Source organism: Bradyrhizobium sp. Kon37 (assembly GCF_055807535.1).
The window spans coordinates 466,447-480,000 of record NZ_JBVVOY010000004.1 but is presented as its reverse complement, the minus strand read 5'-3'; the positions used below and the strand labels follow the sequence as shown (position 1 = coordinate 480,000).

Here is a 13,554-nt window from a genome sequence, read left to right as displayed (position 1 = left end):
CTCGACGAGCTCAACGAAGCGCTGAAGACGCCGGCCCCGCAGATCGAGAACAAGGCCAACATCGATCTCGTCGGCAAGTACTACGACAAGCTGGTCGCGGCGCTGGGTGACGATCAGAACTGAACCTCTACTCTCACCGCTGTCATGCCCCGCGACCCGGCTACGCCAAGGCTTCGCCGAGGTTAAGGTGAAGGGGCGCCGAAGCTTTAGCGAAGGCGGCAGGCGGGGCATCCAGCACGCCGCGGCGGATGCGGTGAGAGCGAGCTCTACAACGCGGGCCTCTGGATACTGGATCGCCCGGTCAAGCCGGACGATGACACCTTTGGTAACGCGAGCTTTCGCTTAACCCCGCCATCAGCGCCCCAACAAAAAGCCCCGGAGACATCTCCGGGGCTTTCGTCGTTTCCGACCCTCACGCGTCGCTCAGCGGTTCACGTCCGCGTCCGCATCCGCATCATGAAACTGTCGAAGCTCAGTTCGGCGACCTGCATCCAGGCCAGCGATTCGCTGCGGAAACCGGTCAGGCTCGCATACATCTTGCCGAAATGCGGGTTGGTCTTGGCGAGATCGGCGTAGATCTCGTTGGCCGCGCCATAGCAGCTTTCCAGCACTTCCTGCGGGAACGGTTTCAGGATCGCGCCGGCCACCAGCAGGCGCTTCAGCGCCGGCGGATTGACGTAATCGTATTTGCCGGTCACCCAGGTGAAGGTATCGCGCGACGCGGCATCGACCGCGGCCTGGTAGTGCTTCGGCAGCGTGTTCCACTTGTCGAGATTGATGATGTTGTGACCCTGGCCGGTGCCTTCCCACCAGCCCGGATAGTAGTAGTATTTCGCCACCTTCACGAAGCCGAGCTTCTCGTCGTCATAGGGCCCGACCCATTCGGCGGCATCGAGCGTGCCCTTCTCCAGCGCCGGATAGATGTCGCCCGCCGCGATCTGCTGCGGCACGCCGCCAACCTTGGCGATGATCGTTCCGGCAAAACCACCGACCCGGAATTTCAGTCCCTTGAGGTCGTCGATCGACTTGATCTCCTTCCGGAACCAGCCGCCCATCTGCGCGCCGGTCGACCCGGTCGGAATGCCGATGGCGTTGTATTCCTTCAGGAGATTGTTGATCAGGTCCTGACCGCCGCCCCACTGCAGCCACGAAATGTGCTGGCGCGTGTTCAAGCCGAAGGGCAGCGACGTGCCGAACGTGAAGGCGGGGTTCTTGCCCCAATAATAATACAGCGCGGTGTTGCCCATCTCGACCGTGCCGTTGGCGACGGCGTCGAGCACTTGCAGGCCCGGCACGATCTCACCGGCGGCGAATGGCTGGATCTGGAAACGATTGTCGGTGATCTCGGCGACGCGCTTGGCGAAATACTCGCAGCCGCCGTAGAGCGTATCGAGCGCCTTGGGCCAGCTCGCGGCATATCGCCATTTGATCTCGGGCATCGACTGCGCGATCGCCGGCGCAGCGACGGCACTTGCGGCCAGGCCCAATCCGCCTGCCGTCAGGAATTTACGACGTTCCATGCGCTTCCCTCCGTTAAGTCGATGCTTCGACCTGGGGAACGATCTTGGTGTCGTCTTGTCTTCGTCGACGCTCGACGTTTTCTGTTGAGACGTTGTGGCGTTTCCGAACGGCCCTTGCGGGCACTCGTAGATGGAATTCCGATCATTGCGGTTCCGCGGCGAGGATGACCGGGCGCTTCGCCGGAATCAAGCCTCAAGTCTCAAGCCTCTTGAGCGCCTCGCAAGTGCGAACGCCGGCCTGACGCAAGTCGGGCCTGCGAGCGATCTGCTATTCAGTCGCGCAAAAACCAGGGAGGCTCGCGCATGACGGGCAAGAAAGTCGTGGTTGCCGGAGCGAGCGGTCTCGTCGGCAATGCCGCGTTGCGACACTTTGGCATCTCGGGCGGGTGCGATGTCGTTGCCCTGTCCCGGCGGAAGCCGCGCGAGCTCTACGGCGCCCGCCATGTCCCGATCGACCTGACCAGCGCAGCGGATTGCGAGCGCGCCGCCTCGGACCTGAGCGGCGCCACGCATCTGATCTACGCCGCGCTCTACGAGGCGCCGCAGCTCGTCGACGGCTGGCGCGACCCGCAGCAGATCAAGATCAACGACCTGATGCTGCGCAATCTGATGGGCGTGCTTGAGCCGGTGTCACCCGGCCTCAGGCATGTCGCCCTGTTGCAGGGCACCAAGGCCTACGGCGTCCATGTTCGCCCCTTGGCCGTGCCGGCCCGCGAAGGCCGCTCCGAAATGTACGAGCAGCCCAACTTCTACTGGGCGCAGGAAAACTTCTTGCGCGAGCTCCAAGCCGGCAAGAGCTGGCATTGGAGCATCCTGCGGCCGGTGCTGATCGTCGGCCTCGCCATGGGCGGCGCCATGGATTTGATTCCGCCGCTCGGGGTCTATGCCGCGATGCTGCGCGACCAGGGCAGACCGCTCGATTATCCCGGCGGCGCCCCGCGGGTGGGGCAGGCCGTCGACGTCGATCTCCTCGCCCGCGCCATCGCCTGGTCGGGCGAGGCGGAGGCCGCGCGCAACGAGGCCTTCAACGTGACCAATGGCGACGTCTTCACCTGGGAGAACATCTGGCCTGCGGTCGCCGATGCGCTGGAGATGAAGCCGGGCAAGCCGGTGCCGCTGTCGCTCGCCAGGGAGTCGACATCCTGGGTCGGCCCCTGGGATGCGCTGCGGCGCAAGCACGACCTTGCATCGCCTGCGCTGGCCGAATTCGTCGGCCTCTCGTTCCAATACGCCGATTACAGCCTGCGCTACGGCCACGCCGAATCCGGTCCGCCCTCGATCGTCTCGACCGTGAAGATCAACCGCGCGGGCTTCACCGAGATGATGGACACCGAGGACATGTTCCGGAAGTGGTTCAGGCAGGCGAAGCAAGAGCGACTGCTGCCTTGAGCGAAGTCACCACCCTCTAGCTGGTCGAGGACATTGCTCGGCGTCGCGTGCTGCGAACACCGACACCCGTATCTACACGGTAGATGAAATTAAGAGAGCTGCAATCGCTCGATTACCATAGTTTCCCGCGCGAACAGCGACGGGCGAATCGCGCGATTTTAGGTTCCCGTCAAGGAACAGGCGCCTCGACATGTCCTTCCTCGGAAATTTCCGCATCATCACCAAAATTCTTACTGTCATCACGCTGATCGGCGTGATGGTTCTCGCCGGCATCTGGTACGCCACGTCGCGCATGAGCACCATCGACGACGCCTATTCCACCTTTCTTGAGAAGGATGCCAAGAGTGTCAGCACGGTCTCGCGCCTGAACCGGAGTATTTTCGAGATCCGTTACCTGCTTTATCGGATCCTTGCCGAGCCTGATGTTCAGGAGATCAAGGAAGCCGCAGCTCTGGCGGGCAAGGCTTACGAGGAAAACGGCAAGCTGCTGAAGCTGATCCAGGACACAACGCCTCTCTATACCAAGCAGCTCGACATCATCGGCGGCGAGATCGCCAAGACGCAGCAGGCGATGCAGTCGGTCATCAACGCGTCCCTCGCCAATCAGAAAGATCAGGCCCTCGCCGTGGTGCGGTCACAGATGCGTCCCGCCTTCGTCAAGGCGCTCGAAGACACGCGCAGCTTGCGCGACACCATGGACAAGGTCATCCAGAAGGGCTCGAACGATCTTACGGACATGACAAATGCCACGATCCGCATGACCTGGACCGTGATGGGGACCATCCTCGCGATTGGTTGCGGCTTCGGCTTCGTCATCGCGCGGTTCGGTGTCACGAAGCCCATCCGTCTGGTTGTGGACTTGCTGCAGAATCTCGCCAACGGCGACTACAGTGTCGAGGTTGTCGGCACCGAACGTAAGGACGAGGTCGGCGATATCGCCAAGGCGGCTGTCGTGTTCAAGGAAAACGGCTTGGCCAAGATCCGCATGGAGGCGGAGCAGAAGGTCACCGACAGACGCGCGGCCGAGCAGCGCAAAGCCGAGATGATCCAGCTGGCTGATGACTTCGAATCGGCTGTCGGCGAGATCATCGAGACGGTATCATCTGCATCGACCGAGCTCGAAGCCTCCGCCGGAACACTCAGCAAGACCGCTGAGCGCGCCCAGGAGGTGACAACCGCGGTCGCCGCGGCTTCGGAGGAGGCTTCTACCAACGTGCAGTCGGTTGCGTCGGCAACGGAAGAATTGACGTCCTCGGTAAATGAGATCAGCCGTCAGGTTCAGGAATCAGCGCGGACCGCAAATGAAGCAGTCAATCAGGCACGCAGGACCAATGATCGCGTCAGCGAATTGTCCAGAGCTGCCGCCCGGATCGGCGACGTGGTCGAACTGATCAACACCATCGCGGGCCAGACCAATCTGCTGGCGCTCAATGCCACCATCGAGGCGGCCCGGGCCGGCGAAGCCGGCCGCGGGTTTGCCGTGGTTGCTTCCGAGGTGAAGGCCCTGGCGGAGCAAACGGCGAAGGCGACCGGCGAGATCGGCCAGCAGATCACCGGCATTCAGTCGGCAACACAGGAGTCGGTCGCGACTATCAAGGTGATCAGCGGTACCATTGAAAGCCTGTCCGAGATTTCTTCGACGATCGCAGCCGCCGTGGAAGAGCAGGGTGCGGCAACCCAGGAGATCTCTCGCAACGTGCAGCAGGCAGCCCGGGGCACGCAGCAGGTCTCTTCCAACATCATCGACGTGCAGCGCGGTTCGGGCGAGACCGGCGCGGCCTCCTTGCAGGTGCTGTCGGCGGCGCAGTCGCTGTCCCGCGATAGCAACCGACTCAAGCTGGAGGTCAGTAAATTTCTGAGCACGGTTCGAGCTGCCTGAGTCGCATTCTGTACTCGCCCCGCAGCTGACACCAAGCCGATGTTCGTTTGACTCCGTGAGAATGGGTCGCGGACATCGCGCTCAAGTTCGTCATCCGGGACTTTGCGGCGCAGATTTTTCCGGCTGTAGACGTCCTGCGCATCTGGTCCGTTCGGCCTTCAGCGGTGATTTCGCAGAGCAGGTTCATTAGATCCTGCCGAGCTAGCCCCCGATATTCACGAACGCCGCTTCCATGGCCCTCCGCGTCCTGACCGTCTCGTTGCCTGCGTCGAATTCGACGTCGCTCCAGCGCACGATCTCGCCGTGGGCGATATCGCGCTTCAGCCTCACGCGATGCGCCAGCCCGATCGGCAGCGCGCCGGCCTTGAGGCTCGCGGCCGCCGGCACCAGCTTGCCCCACACCGTGTAGCCGCCTTCGCCGTCCAGCATCTCGCCGGCGCGCAGATTGCGCTTTGCCACGGCGGCGACGTCGCCACGGAAGCCGTGGGGCTGCCCGGTCGGCTCGCCCCGCAGCGCGGCCGACAGCACCGAGATGTTCAGCTCGAGGCCGATCAGATGATAGGGCTTGTACATCGCCGCGTACCGTCCGCTGCCGTCGGTCTTCAGGCCGTACTGCCTGAAGCAGTCGGCGGCATAGTCATTCGGCGCCTCCAGCACCACGTAAACGCCCCAGCGCAGATCGCGAAACACCGGCCTTCCGTCGCGCTCCAGCGAGGAGACCACCTCCACAACGCTCGATCGCTCCAGCACGCCGCCCCTGCTGCGCGGCCGCATGATATGCGGCAGGTCGTCGACGCCACAGGGTGGAAACAGCAGACCCTCCGCAGGCACGTCCAGTCCGCAGGCGTTCGCGATCGCGGCCATCTCGATCGCCGACTTGGTGCCGTCAAGGAAGGAGTTGAACATCTGCGGGTTCATCCCGGCCGATTGCGCCTCGCCCGCGGTCAGCCCGTAATGCTGCCAGACGCTGTCAGGCGTCACGTCGTGATAGGCCGGCAGATATTTTGTGCCCTTGCCGGCGGCAACCACGTGAAAACCGGTGGCGCGAGCCCAATCCACCATCTCCGCGGTCAGCGCCGGCTGGTCGCCATAGGCGAGCGAATAGACCACGCCGGCCTTGCGGGCTTCATCGGCGAGCAGCGGACCCGCCAGCACGTCGGCTTCGACATTGACCATCACGATATGCTTGCCCGCCGCGATCGCGGCGCGGGCGTGCCTGATCCCGACGGCCGGATTGCCGGTCGCCTCCACCACCACATCCATCGCGCCGCCGGCAATGGCGCGCGCGCCGTCATCGGTGAAAACCGTGGCGGCGATGCGGTCCTCGTCCCATCCGACCGTGCGGCAGGCCTCGCGCGCGCGATCGCGATCGATGTCGACAATGATGGGGACCACGAGCCCCGGCGTGTGCGGCACCTGCGCCAGAAACATCGAGCCGAATTTTCCCGCGCCGATCAGCGCCACACGGACGGGCTTACCGGCGGCAGCGCGGGCCTGGAGGAGGCGGAAGAGGTTCATGGGGATGTCCAGCGAGGGCAGAATTGGTGAGGTGCGTATATCTATCAGCTCGTCATGGCCGGGCTTGTCCCGGCCATCCACGTCTTTGCCTGCAGTGATCGTCTCAAGGCGTGGATGCCCGGGCCTTCGCCTCGCCGAAGCGGCTTCGGCCGCGCAGGCGGGACAAGCCCGGGCATGACGGCTGAGGATGTCCTGCGAGTAAGTCTACTCCGCCGCCTGCCGCGGCGCACGGGCGAGCCGCACCAGCGCGTCGTCGTCCACCGTCTTGATCGGTGCGAAGTCGCGATGCGCGATGTACTCCGGCCGCGTCGGGGTGCGGATGTAGTTCGAAACTGCGTTCAGCGTCAGGTACACGATCTTGCGCGGGTAGGGCGTGATGTTGCCGGCCGAGCCATGCACGAGATTGCCGTGGAACATCAGCATGCCGCCGGGCTTCCCCGTCGGCGCCACGATGCCGCCCTGCTTGACGAGGCGTGTCACGGTCTCCTCGTCCAGCGTCCACAGCGGATAGGAGGTCGTCGCGAGGTCGTGCGAGGCCTTGAGGTCGCCGGCGTTCTGGCTCTGCGGCACCAGCATCAGCGGGCCGTTGATCGGCATCACCTCGTCGAGGAAGATCGCGATGTTCATCGCGCGCGGCTCGGGCATGCCGTCGTCGCGCTTCCAGGTGCCGTAATCCTGGTGCCATTGCCAAACGTCGCCGGTGAAGGCGGATTTTGCGTTGATCTTGAACTGGTGCATGTAGACCTGCTCGCCGAACAATTGCTCGACCGGGTCGATCATGCGCGGATGCGCGCCGAGGATTCTGAACGCTTCGTTGTAGAGATGCGCGGCAAAGGCGGTGCGCGGTGCGCCGCTCTTCTCGCGCCAGACTTCCGGCCGGTTCGCGTCATAGATGGCAACCGCCTCGCGCGCGAGGAGATCGACCTCCTCCGGGCTGAACAGTTCGGGCAGGAACAGCCAGCCCTCGCGCTGGAAGAACTCCAATTGCTCCTGGGACAGTTTCATGGCGCGTCCTCCTGTTTTGTCATTTTTTCTCTCTCGTCATGCCCGGGCTTGTCCCGGGCATCCACGTTCTTCCAGCGTCGAACAAAGTCGCGGATGGCCGGGTCAAGCCCGGCCATGACGGCGACGGAGATCGTGATCTACGCCGCCGCCTCTTCCGTTGCCCTCAGTCTCTCCTCGGTCATTCGTCCCGCCGTCTGCGCATGCGCAAGCGCCGCACGCTCGGCCGCCTTCGCGTCGCCCGCGAGAATGTGTCCGGCAATGTCGGCATGCTCGGCCCAGGCGCTGCCGCGATAATCGAGTTCGGACAGCACTGTTGCCATCGAGCGGCGCATATGCGGCCATTGCGGCGTAATCGTCTCCTCGATCACGGGATTGCCGGCGAGCCGATAGATCGCGCGATGAAACGCGACGTCGAGCGCGATCAGCTCGGCGAGCGTGGTCTTGCCATCAACCCCGCGCCCGGCTGCGAGCGCCGCCTCCAGCCGCGCGCGTCCCGCCGCATCGCTTGCGGCGCGTTCGCCGGCAAGCCGTGCCGCCAGCGCATCGATCGCGCCGCGCACCTCGTAGAGCTGGCGGATGCGCGCGGGATCGAGCTGGGTGACTTCAAAGCCGCGCCGGCCGCTTTCGGCGACCAGTCCCTGCCGGTGCAACAGGTGCAGCGCATGCGATACCGGCTGGCGCGATACGCCGAGCCTATCGGCGAGCTCGTTCTGCCGGATGCGCTGGCCGGGCTGCAGCGTGCGGTCGGAGATCGCCTCCAGGATCCGCGCATAGACTTGGTCGATCAAGTTCGGAAGCGGGTCGAGAGGGATCACGCCGGCAGCTCCGAGAGCATGAGAGCGAATACGGAATTCCGTATTCAAAGATACGGCCGAGAGGGGAACGGCGTCAAGCGCGGACCAACGGGGCGTCCGATCCCATTTTTGCGCTCGGCCAAGCCATTGATATTGCTAGGCTCAGCTACTGTGCATGGGGTTGTTTTCAAAAAAAGAGAGCGTGAGGCCGCTTACTCCGCCAAAAACGCGCTGACCGCCTCGCCGAACTCCAGCGGCGCCTGCTCGAACATCCAGTGCCCGGCATTGGGGATCACGGCCGTTTTGGCGCCCGCGATGTGCGCGGCCAGCACGCGCCACATCACGGACAGGCTCCCCGCAGTCGCCCCGCCGCCGATCAGGAGCGTCGGGGTCCTGATCGCCTGCGCGTCCGCGAGCGTGTAGGGCCTGCGCTGCTCGTTGATCTGGCCGAGGAAGGTGATCGCGTTGTCGCGCAATTGCTGCTTCGCCGCCGCCGGCACGCGCCGCCACGAGCCGTCGCCTTCGATCCCTTCGTAGAAGTTCTGCAGCGCGCCCTCGGTGTCGCCGGCGCGGATCATCTCGACCGAGCGCGCCGTGCGCGCGGCCAGCGGCGGATGCGCGGGCGTGCCTGCAGGCACCGGCAGGCTAGCATCGAGATCGCCGCCGGGCTCGGCCAGCACCAGCTTGCGCAACAGATCAGGCCGCGACTGCGCCACGCGAAAGGCGATGTGGCCGCCGCGCGAATGGCCCATGAGGTCGACCGGCCTGGGGTCGACCTGCTCGATGAAAGCGATCACGTCGGCGACGTGCTGGGCCATCTTGTAGTCGTCGCCGACGGCATCCCAATGCTCAGGAAAGAAATGCCTCAGGCTCACCGAGATCACGCGATGTGATTTCGACAGCGGGCCGAGCACGGAGTACCAGGTGCGGAAATCACCGAGCGTGCCGTGCACGCAGACCAGCGGCGGGCCTTCTCCCACTTCGAGATAGGCCATGTCGTAATCGTTGACGCGAAATGTCTGCATGATCAGCCCGCCAGAAAATCCAGCACCACTTCGGAGTATTTCTGCGGCGCCTGCTCGAACATCGGGTGCGTTGCGTTCGGGATGACGGCCGTCCTGGAATATGGCACATGCGCCGCCAGCGCATGCAGCACCTTCGGCAGCAGGCCCTTGGTCCGCGCGCCCAGGACGAACAGCGTCGGCATCCTGATGGACTCCGCGTCCGCCTTCGAGAACGGCGGGCGGTTGTCGCGGACCTGGCCGATCAGCGTGAAAGCGTTGTCACGCAGATTCTGCTTCACCAGCGCCGGCAGCCGCGGCCAGGTGCCGGGTCCCTCCAGCGTGTCGACGAAGACGGCAAGACCGCCGTCGATGTCGCCGGCCGCGATCTTCTCGGCCGAGGCCGTGAACCGCGCCAGCAGCGGTGAGGGACCGCCGGCATAATCAGGATCGAGGCTCGCATCGAGCTCGCCGCCGGGCTCGGCCAGCACCAGCCGCCGGAGCAGATCCGGCCGCCGCTGCGCCACGCGGAAGCAGATATGCCCGCCGCGGGAATGGCCCATCAAATCGACCGGGCCGAGGTCGAGTTCCTCGATGAAGGCGATGACGTCGTCAACATGCTGGGCGATCGAATAGGTGTCGCCGACGCCATCCCATCGCGCCGGGAAAAAATGCCGCAGACTGACGCAGATCAGCCGGTGCCGCTGCGACAGCGGCCCGAGCACGCAGCCCCAGACACGGAAGTCGTTGAGCGAGCCATGCACGCAGACCAGCGGCGGCCGGCCCCGGTCTTCGCCCACGTCGAGATAGGGCATGTCGTATCCGTTGACGTGGAGGCTCTGCATTCTGGGCTCGCGAAAAGGGAGGCGGAACTCCTGTGCAAGATTCCCGGAAACCGGGTGGATCGCAACTATTTCCAAGCCTAGATTTGAGTTCAGTTCACATTGGGGCATGCGAGGGAACGCAAGCCAGGGACCGAACCATGACCGACCAGCATTTTGCCCTGTTCGATAGCAAGATCGGCCTGTGCGCCATTGCCTGGGGTCCGCGCGGCATCAACGGCACGCAACTGCCGATGGGCGGCGAGCAGAAGATCCGCACCCGCATCAGCCAGCGCCATGCCGACGCCAGCGAAGCCGAGCCGACCGCCGAAGTGCAGCAGGCGATCGACCGCATCACAAAATTGCTCGCCGGCGAGCCGGATGACCTCACCGACATCCCGCTCGACCTCGACGGCGTGCCCGGCTTCAACCGCGGGGTCTACGCGATCGCCCGCACCATTCCGCCGGGCAAGACCGTCACCTATGGCGACATCGCCAAGCAGCTCGGCGGTGTCGAACTGTCGCGCGAGGTCGGCCAGGCGCTCGGCCGCAATCCGTGCCCGATCGTCGTGCCCTGCCATCGCGTGCTGGCGGCCGGCAACAAGCCCGGCGGCTTCTCCGCGAATGGCGGCGTGGTGACGAAGCTGAAGATGCTGGAGATCGAAGGCGCGCTGGTGAACCACACGCCGAGCTTGTTTGATTGAGGCGATGACGCCGCGGGCTAGATCTTCGCCGCCGCCTTCGGCCAATATTTGTCGCGCAAATGCCGCTTCACCAGCTTGCCGGTCGGCGTGCGCGGCAGCTCGGCTTCGAAGTCGATCGAGCGCGGGCATTTGATCGTCGAGAGGCGGCTCTTGCAGTAGGCGATCAGGTCGGCCTCGAGCTCCTTGCCGGCGCGCTTGGGATCGTGCGGCTGCACCACGGCCTTGACCTCTTCGCCCATCTCCTCGTTCGGCACACCGAACACGGCGACGTCGGCGACTTCAGGGTGGGTGATGAGCACGTCCTCGGTCTCCTGCGGGTAGATGTTCACGCCGCCCGAGATGATCATGTAGGACTTGCGGTCGGTGAGAAAGAGAAAGCCGTCACTGTCGAGATAGCCGACGTCGCCGAGCGTCGACCAGCCTTTTGCGTTGTAGGCCTTCTTCGTCTTCTCGGGATCGTTGTGATAGGTGAAAACAGGCGCATCGGCGAAATAGACGGTGCCGATCTCGCCCGTCGGCTGCTCGTCGTCGTTCTCGTCCAAAATCTTGATCTTGCCGACCACGGCGCGGCCGACGCTGCCGCGGTGCTCCAGCCATTCTTTCGAGTTGCAGACGGTGACGCCGTTGCCTTCGGAGCCGGCGTAATACTCGATCAGGATCGGCCCCCACCATTCGATCATCTTGGCCTTGACCTCGACCGGGCAGGGCGCGGCGGCGTGGATCGCGCCCTTCAGGGTCGAGACGTCGTGGCGGTTGCGGACCTCGTCCGGCAGCTTCAGCATGCGCACGAACATGGTCGGCACGAGCTGCGCGTGGGTCACCTTGTATTTTTCGACCAGCCTCAGGAAATCTTCGGCGTCAAAGTGCTCCATGATGATGGAAGTGCCGCCGAGCAGGATCGCCATCATGTTGAAGCGCAAGGGAGCCGCGTGATAGAGCGGTGCCGGTGAGAGATAAGTGGTCTCGTCGTTCATGCCGCACATGCTTGCGCAGAGCACGCGCAGAAACGCGTTCGGCTCGTCGATCGGCTTGCCCTCGAATGCTTTCTTGATGCCCTTGGGCCGGCCGGTGGTGCCGGACGAATACAGCATGTCATAGCCGGCGATCTCGTCGGCGATCGGCGTTGTCGGCTGGGCGGCCGCTTCCTTGTCGTAGGAGCGGAAGCCGGCTTGCGGCTCGTCCATCATGTAGAAGACCGGCTCGCCGGCCGCACCCCTGATCAGGGCCTTGATCTGGTCGGCGCATTTCGGCGTCGTGATCACGACCTTGGCGCCGCAATCGGCGATGATGTAGTCGATCTCGTCCTGCTTCAAATAGCGGCTGATCGCGGTGTAATAGAGCCCGCTGCGTTGCGCAGCCCAGCAGATCTCCATGAAGGCGAGGCGGTTCTCCATCAGCAGCGCGATGTGGTCGCCGGCCTTCAGCCCGAGCGAGCGGAACAGGTGCGCGCCTTGGTTCGAAAGCTCGTCGAGCTCACGATAGGTGATCGCCTTGCCGGTCCCGGCCATCTGATAGGCGATCTTGTCGGGTGTGGCGCGGGCGTGGATGGAGGGGTGAGTCATACGCGGTCCCAAGGCAAAAATGGTGTCGTCCCGGCGTAGGCCGGGACCCATACCCACTGCTGCAAATTGTTGAAGCGCGATGTCGCCACAGCTCGCCCTAACCACAAACTCCTGCGGTTATGGGTCCCGGCCTACGCCGGGACGACACCGTTAATGTGGTGACCAATGAGGCGACGGCTTACAGCCGCTCCACGATCGTCACGTTGGCCATGCCGCCGCCCTCGCACATGGTCTGCAGGCCGTAGCGCTTGCCGCGCTGATGCAGGGCATGCACCAGCGTCGTCATCAGTTTGGTGCCGGAGCCGCCGAGCGGATGGCCGAGCGCGATGGCGCCGCCATTGACGTTGAGACGTTCCGGATCGGCGCCGGTGGTCTTGAGCCACCCGGTCGGCACCGAGGCAAAGGCCTCGTTGACCTCGAACAGGTCGATGTCGTCGATCGTCATGCCGGCCTTTTCCAGCGCGCGCTTGGTGGCGTGCAGCGGTGCGTCGAGCATGATCACGGGATCGCCGCCCATCATGGTCATGTGGTGGACGCGCGCCAGCGGCTTCACGCCGAGCTGCTTCAGGCCGCGCTCGTTCACCACCATCACGCCGGAGGCGCCGTCGCAGATCTGGCTGGCGCTGGCCGCGGAGAGCTTGCCGTTCTCGGCGATCAGCTTGACGCCCTTGATGCCGTCGAGCGTGGCGTCGAAGCGGATGCCCTCGTCGATGTGGTGGGTGTCCTTGGAGCCGTCGGCGCGGGTGATCTCGAGCGGCACGATCTCCTTTTTGAAGTGGCCGGCCTGGGTTGCCGCGATCGCGCGCTGATGGCTGTTGTAGGAGTACTCGTCGAGCTCGTCCTTGGAGAGACCGTACTTCTCGGCCATCATCTCGGCGCCGGTGAACTGGCTGAACACGATGTTCGGATAACGCTGCTCGATACCCGGGCTCTTGTAGTTGCCAAAGCCGTTCTTGGCGGGAAGCTGTGACGACAGGCCCATCGGCACGCGCGTCATCGATTCCACGCCGGCGGCGATCACCACGTCCATCGCGCCGGACATCACCGCCTGGGCTGCGAAGTGCAGTGCCTGCTGCGAGGAGCCGCACTGGCGGTCGATCGAGGTGCCCGGCACGCTCTCCGGCAGTTTCGAGGCCATGATGGCGTTGCGCGCGACATTGTTGGACTGCTCGCCGACCTGCATGACGCAGCCCATGATCACATCCTCGACCAGCGCGGGATCGACCTTGGTGCGGTCAACCAGCTCGTCCAGCACCTTCGCGGCGAGATCGGCCGGATGCCATCCGGCGAGGCGGCCCCCCTTGCGCCCACCGGCGGTACGCGCAGCGGCGACGATGTAAGCCTCGGCCATGTCGGTTTCT

12 protein-coding genes (1 of these 12 only partly in view) are annotated in these 13,554 nt (G+C 64.4%); 4 read left to right on the top strand and 8 right to left on the bottom strand.

Annotated features, from left to right (window positions below; genetic code table 11):
• Window positions 1-123 carry the end of a hypothetical protein gene (locus AC0L3J_RS13075; RefSeq protein WP_473347249.1) on the top strand. Its footprint begins 468 nt before the window's first position, so only the last 123 of its 591 coding nucleotides appear in the window; its start codon lies off the left edge, out of view; the stop codon is at window positions 121-123.
• A gap of 308 nt (window positions 124-431) precedes the next feature.
• Here the strand turns inward: AC0L3J_RS13075 and AC0L3J_RS13070 are convergent, their stop codons facing one another.
• Window positions 432-1,520, bottom strand: a complete 1,089-nt coding sequence (locus tag AC0L3J_RS13070) for a TRAP transporter substrate-binding protein (protein WP_473347248.1) — start codon at window positions 1,518-1,520, stop codon at window positions 432-434.
• Window positions 1,521-1,823: 303 nt separating this feature from the next.
• Between AC0L3J_RS13070 and AC0L3J_RS13065 the strand changes: the two genes are divergently transcribed.
• Together AC0L3J_RS13065 and AC0L3J_RS13060 are read left to right on the top strand one after the other, a co-directional pair.
• The gene (locus AC0L3J_RS13065; protein ID WP_473347247.1) at window positions 1,824-2,909 is read left to right on the top strand and encodes an NAD-dependent epimerase/dehydratase family protein; all 1,086 of its coding nucleotides are present in this window, start codon (window positions 1,824-1,826) and stop codon (window positions 2,907-2,909) included.
• 190 nt (window positions 2,910-3,099) lie between these two features.
• Window positions 3,100-4,788, top strand: a complete 1,689-nt coding sequence (locus AC0L3J_RS13060) for a methyl-accepting chemotaxis protein (RefSeq protein ID WP_456767569.1) — start codon at window positions 3,100-3,102, stop codon at window positions 4,786-4,788.
• A 201-nt stretch (window positions 4,789-4,989) separates the two neighbouring features.
• Here AC0L3J_RS13060 and AC0L3J_RS13055 read toward each other — a convergent pair whose 3' ends face one another.
• From AC0L3J_RS13055 to AC0L3J_RS13035, 5 genes are all read right to left on the bottom strand, one after another.
• Complete coding sequence (locus AC0L3J_RS13055) at window positions 4,990-6,306, bottom strand: NAD(P)H-dependent oxidoreductase (protein WP_456767570.1); 1,317 nt, start codon at window positions 6,304-6,306, stop codon at window positions 4,990-4,992.
• A 204-nt stretch (window positions 6,307-6,510) separates the two neighbouring features.
• The gene (locus AC0L3J_RS13050) at window positions 6,511-7,311 is read right to left on the bottom strand and encodes a phytanoyl-CoA dioxygenase family protein (RefSeq protein ID WP_456767571.1); all 801 of its coding nucleotides are present in this window, start codon (window positions 7,309-7,311) and stop codon (window positions 6,511-6,513) included.
• A 137-nt stretch (window positions 7,312-7,448) separates the two neighbouring features.
• A complete protein-coding gene (locus tag AC0L3J_RS13045) occupies window positions 7,449-8,126 on the bottom strand; it encodes a GntR family transcriptional regulator (protein WP_473347246.1) in 678 nt (225 codons plus the stop codon).
• Window positions 8,127-8,317: 191 nt separating this feature from the next.
• On the bottom strand, window positions 8,318-9,130 hold the full coding sequence (locus AC0L3J_RS13040; RefSeq protein ID WP_456767573.1) for an alpha/beta fold hydrolase: 813 nt from the start codon (window positions 9,128-9,130) through the stop codon (window positions 8,318-8,320).
• A gap of 2 nt (window positions 9,131-9,132) precedes the next feature.
• Window positions 9,133-9,951, bottom strand: coding sequence for an alpha/beta fold hydrolase (locus AC0L3J_RS13035; protein WP_473347245.1), 819 nt, complete (start codon window positions 9,949-9,951; stop codon window positions 9,133-9,135).
• 137 nt (window positions 9,952-10,088) lie between these two features.
• On the opposite strand from AC0L3J_RS13035, the gene AC0L3J_RS13030 reads away from it, so the two are divergent.
• Window positions 10,089-10,631 (top strand): methylated-DNA--[protein]-cysteine S-methyltransferase, encoded by a 543-nt coding sequence (locus tag AC0L3J_RS13030; protein WP_473347244.1) that lies wholly within the window; start codon window positions 10,089-10,091, stop codon window positions 10,629-10,631.
• 17 nt (window positions 10,632-10,648) lie between these two features.
• On the opposite strand, the gene AC0L3J_RS13025 is transcribed toward AC0L3J_RS13030, so the two are convergent.
• Complete coding sequence (locus AC0L3J_RS13025) at window positions 10,649-12,193, bottom strand: acyl-CoA synthetase (protein ID WP_473347243.1); 1,545 nt, start codon at window positions 12,191-12,193, stop codon at window positions 10,649-10,651.
• A 178-nt stretch (window positions 12,194-12,371) separates the two neighbouring features.
• Complete coding sequence (locus tag AC0L3J_RS13020; RefSeq protein ID WP_473263779.1) at window positions 12,372-13,544, bottom strand: acetyl-CoA C-acetyltransferase; 1,173 nt, start codon at window positions 13,542-13,544, stop codon at window positions 12,372-12,374.
• Window positions 13,545-13,554 lie beyond the last annotated feature (10 nt).

Excerpts from the sequence above, each read along its gene's own strand:
- AC0L3J_RS13070 (WP_473347248.1), bottom strand. The coding sequence starts at position 1,520 with ATGGAACGTCGTAAATTCCTGACGGCAGGCGGATTGGGCCTGGCCGCA.
- AC0L3J_RS13065 (WP_473347247.1), top strand. The coding sequence starts at position 1,824 with ATGACGGGCAAGAAAGTCGTGGTTGCCGGAGCGAGCGGTCTCGTCGGC.
- AC0L3J_RS13060 (WP_456767569.1), top strand. The coding sequence starts at position 3,100 with ATGTCCTTCCTCGGAAATTTCCGCATCATCACCAAAATTCTTACTGTC.
- AC0L3J_RS13055 (WP_456767570.1), bottom strand. The coding sequence starts at position 6,306 with ATGAACCTCTTCCGCCTCCTCCAGGCCCGCGCTGCCGCCGGTAAGCCC.
- AC0L3J_RS13050 (WP_456767571.1), bottom strand. The coding sequence starts at position 7,311 with ATGAAACTGTCCCAGGAGCAATTGGAGTTCTTCCAGCGCGAGGGCTGG.
- AC0L3J_RS13040 (WP_456767573.1), bottom strand. The coding sequence starts at position 9,130 with ATGCAGACATTTCGCGTCAACGATTACGACATGGCCTATCTCGAAGTG.
- AC0L3J_RS13035 (WP_473347245.1), bottom strand. The coding sequence starts at position 9,951 with ATGCAGAGCCTCCACGTCAACGGATACGACATGCCCTATCTCGACGTG.
- AC0L3J_RS13030 (WP_473347244.1), top strand. The coding sequence starts at position 10,089 with ATGACCGACCAGCATTTTGCCCTGTTCGATAGCAAGATCGGCCTGTGC.
- AC0L3J_RS13025 (WP_473347243.1), bottom strand. The coding sequence starts at position 12,193 with ATGACTCACCCCTCCATCCACGCCCGCGCCACACCCGACAAGATCGCC.
- AC0L3J_RS13020 (WP_473263779.1), bottom strand. The coding sequence starts at position 13,544 with ATGGCCGAGGCTTACATCGTCGCCGCTGCGCGTACCGCCGGTGGGCGC.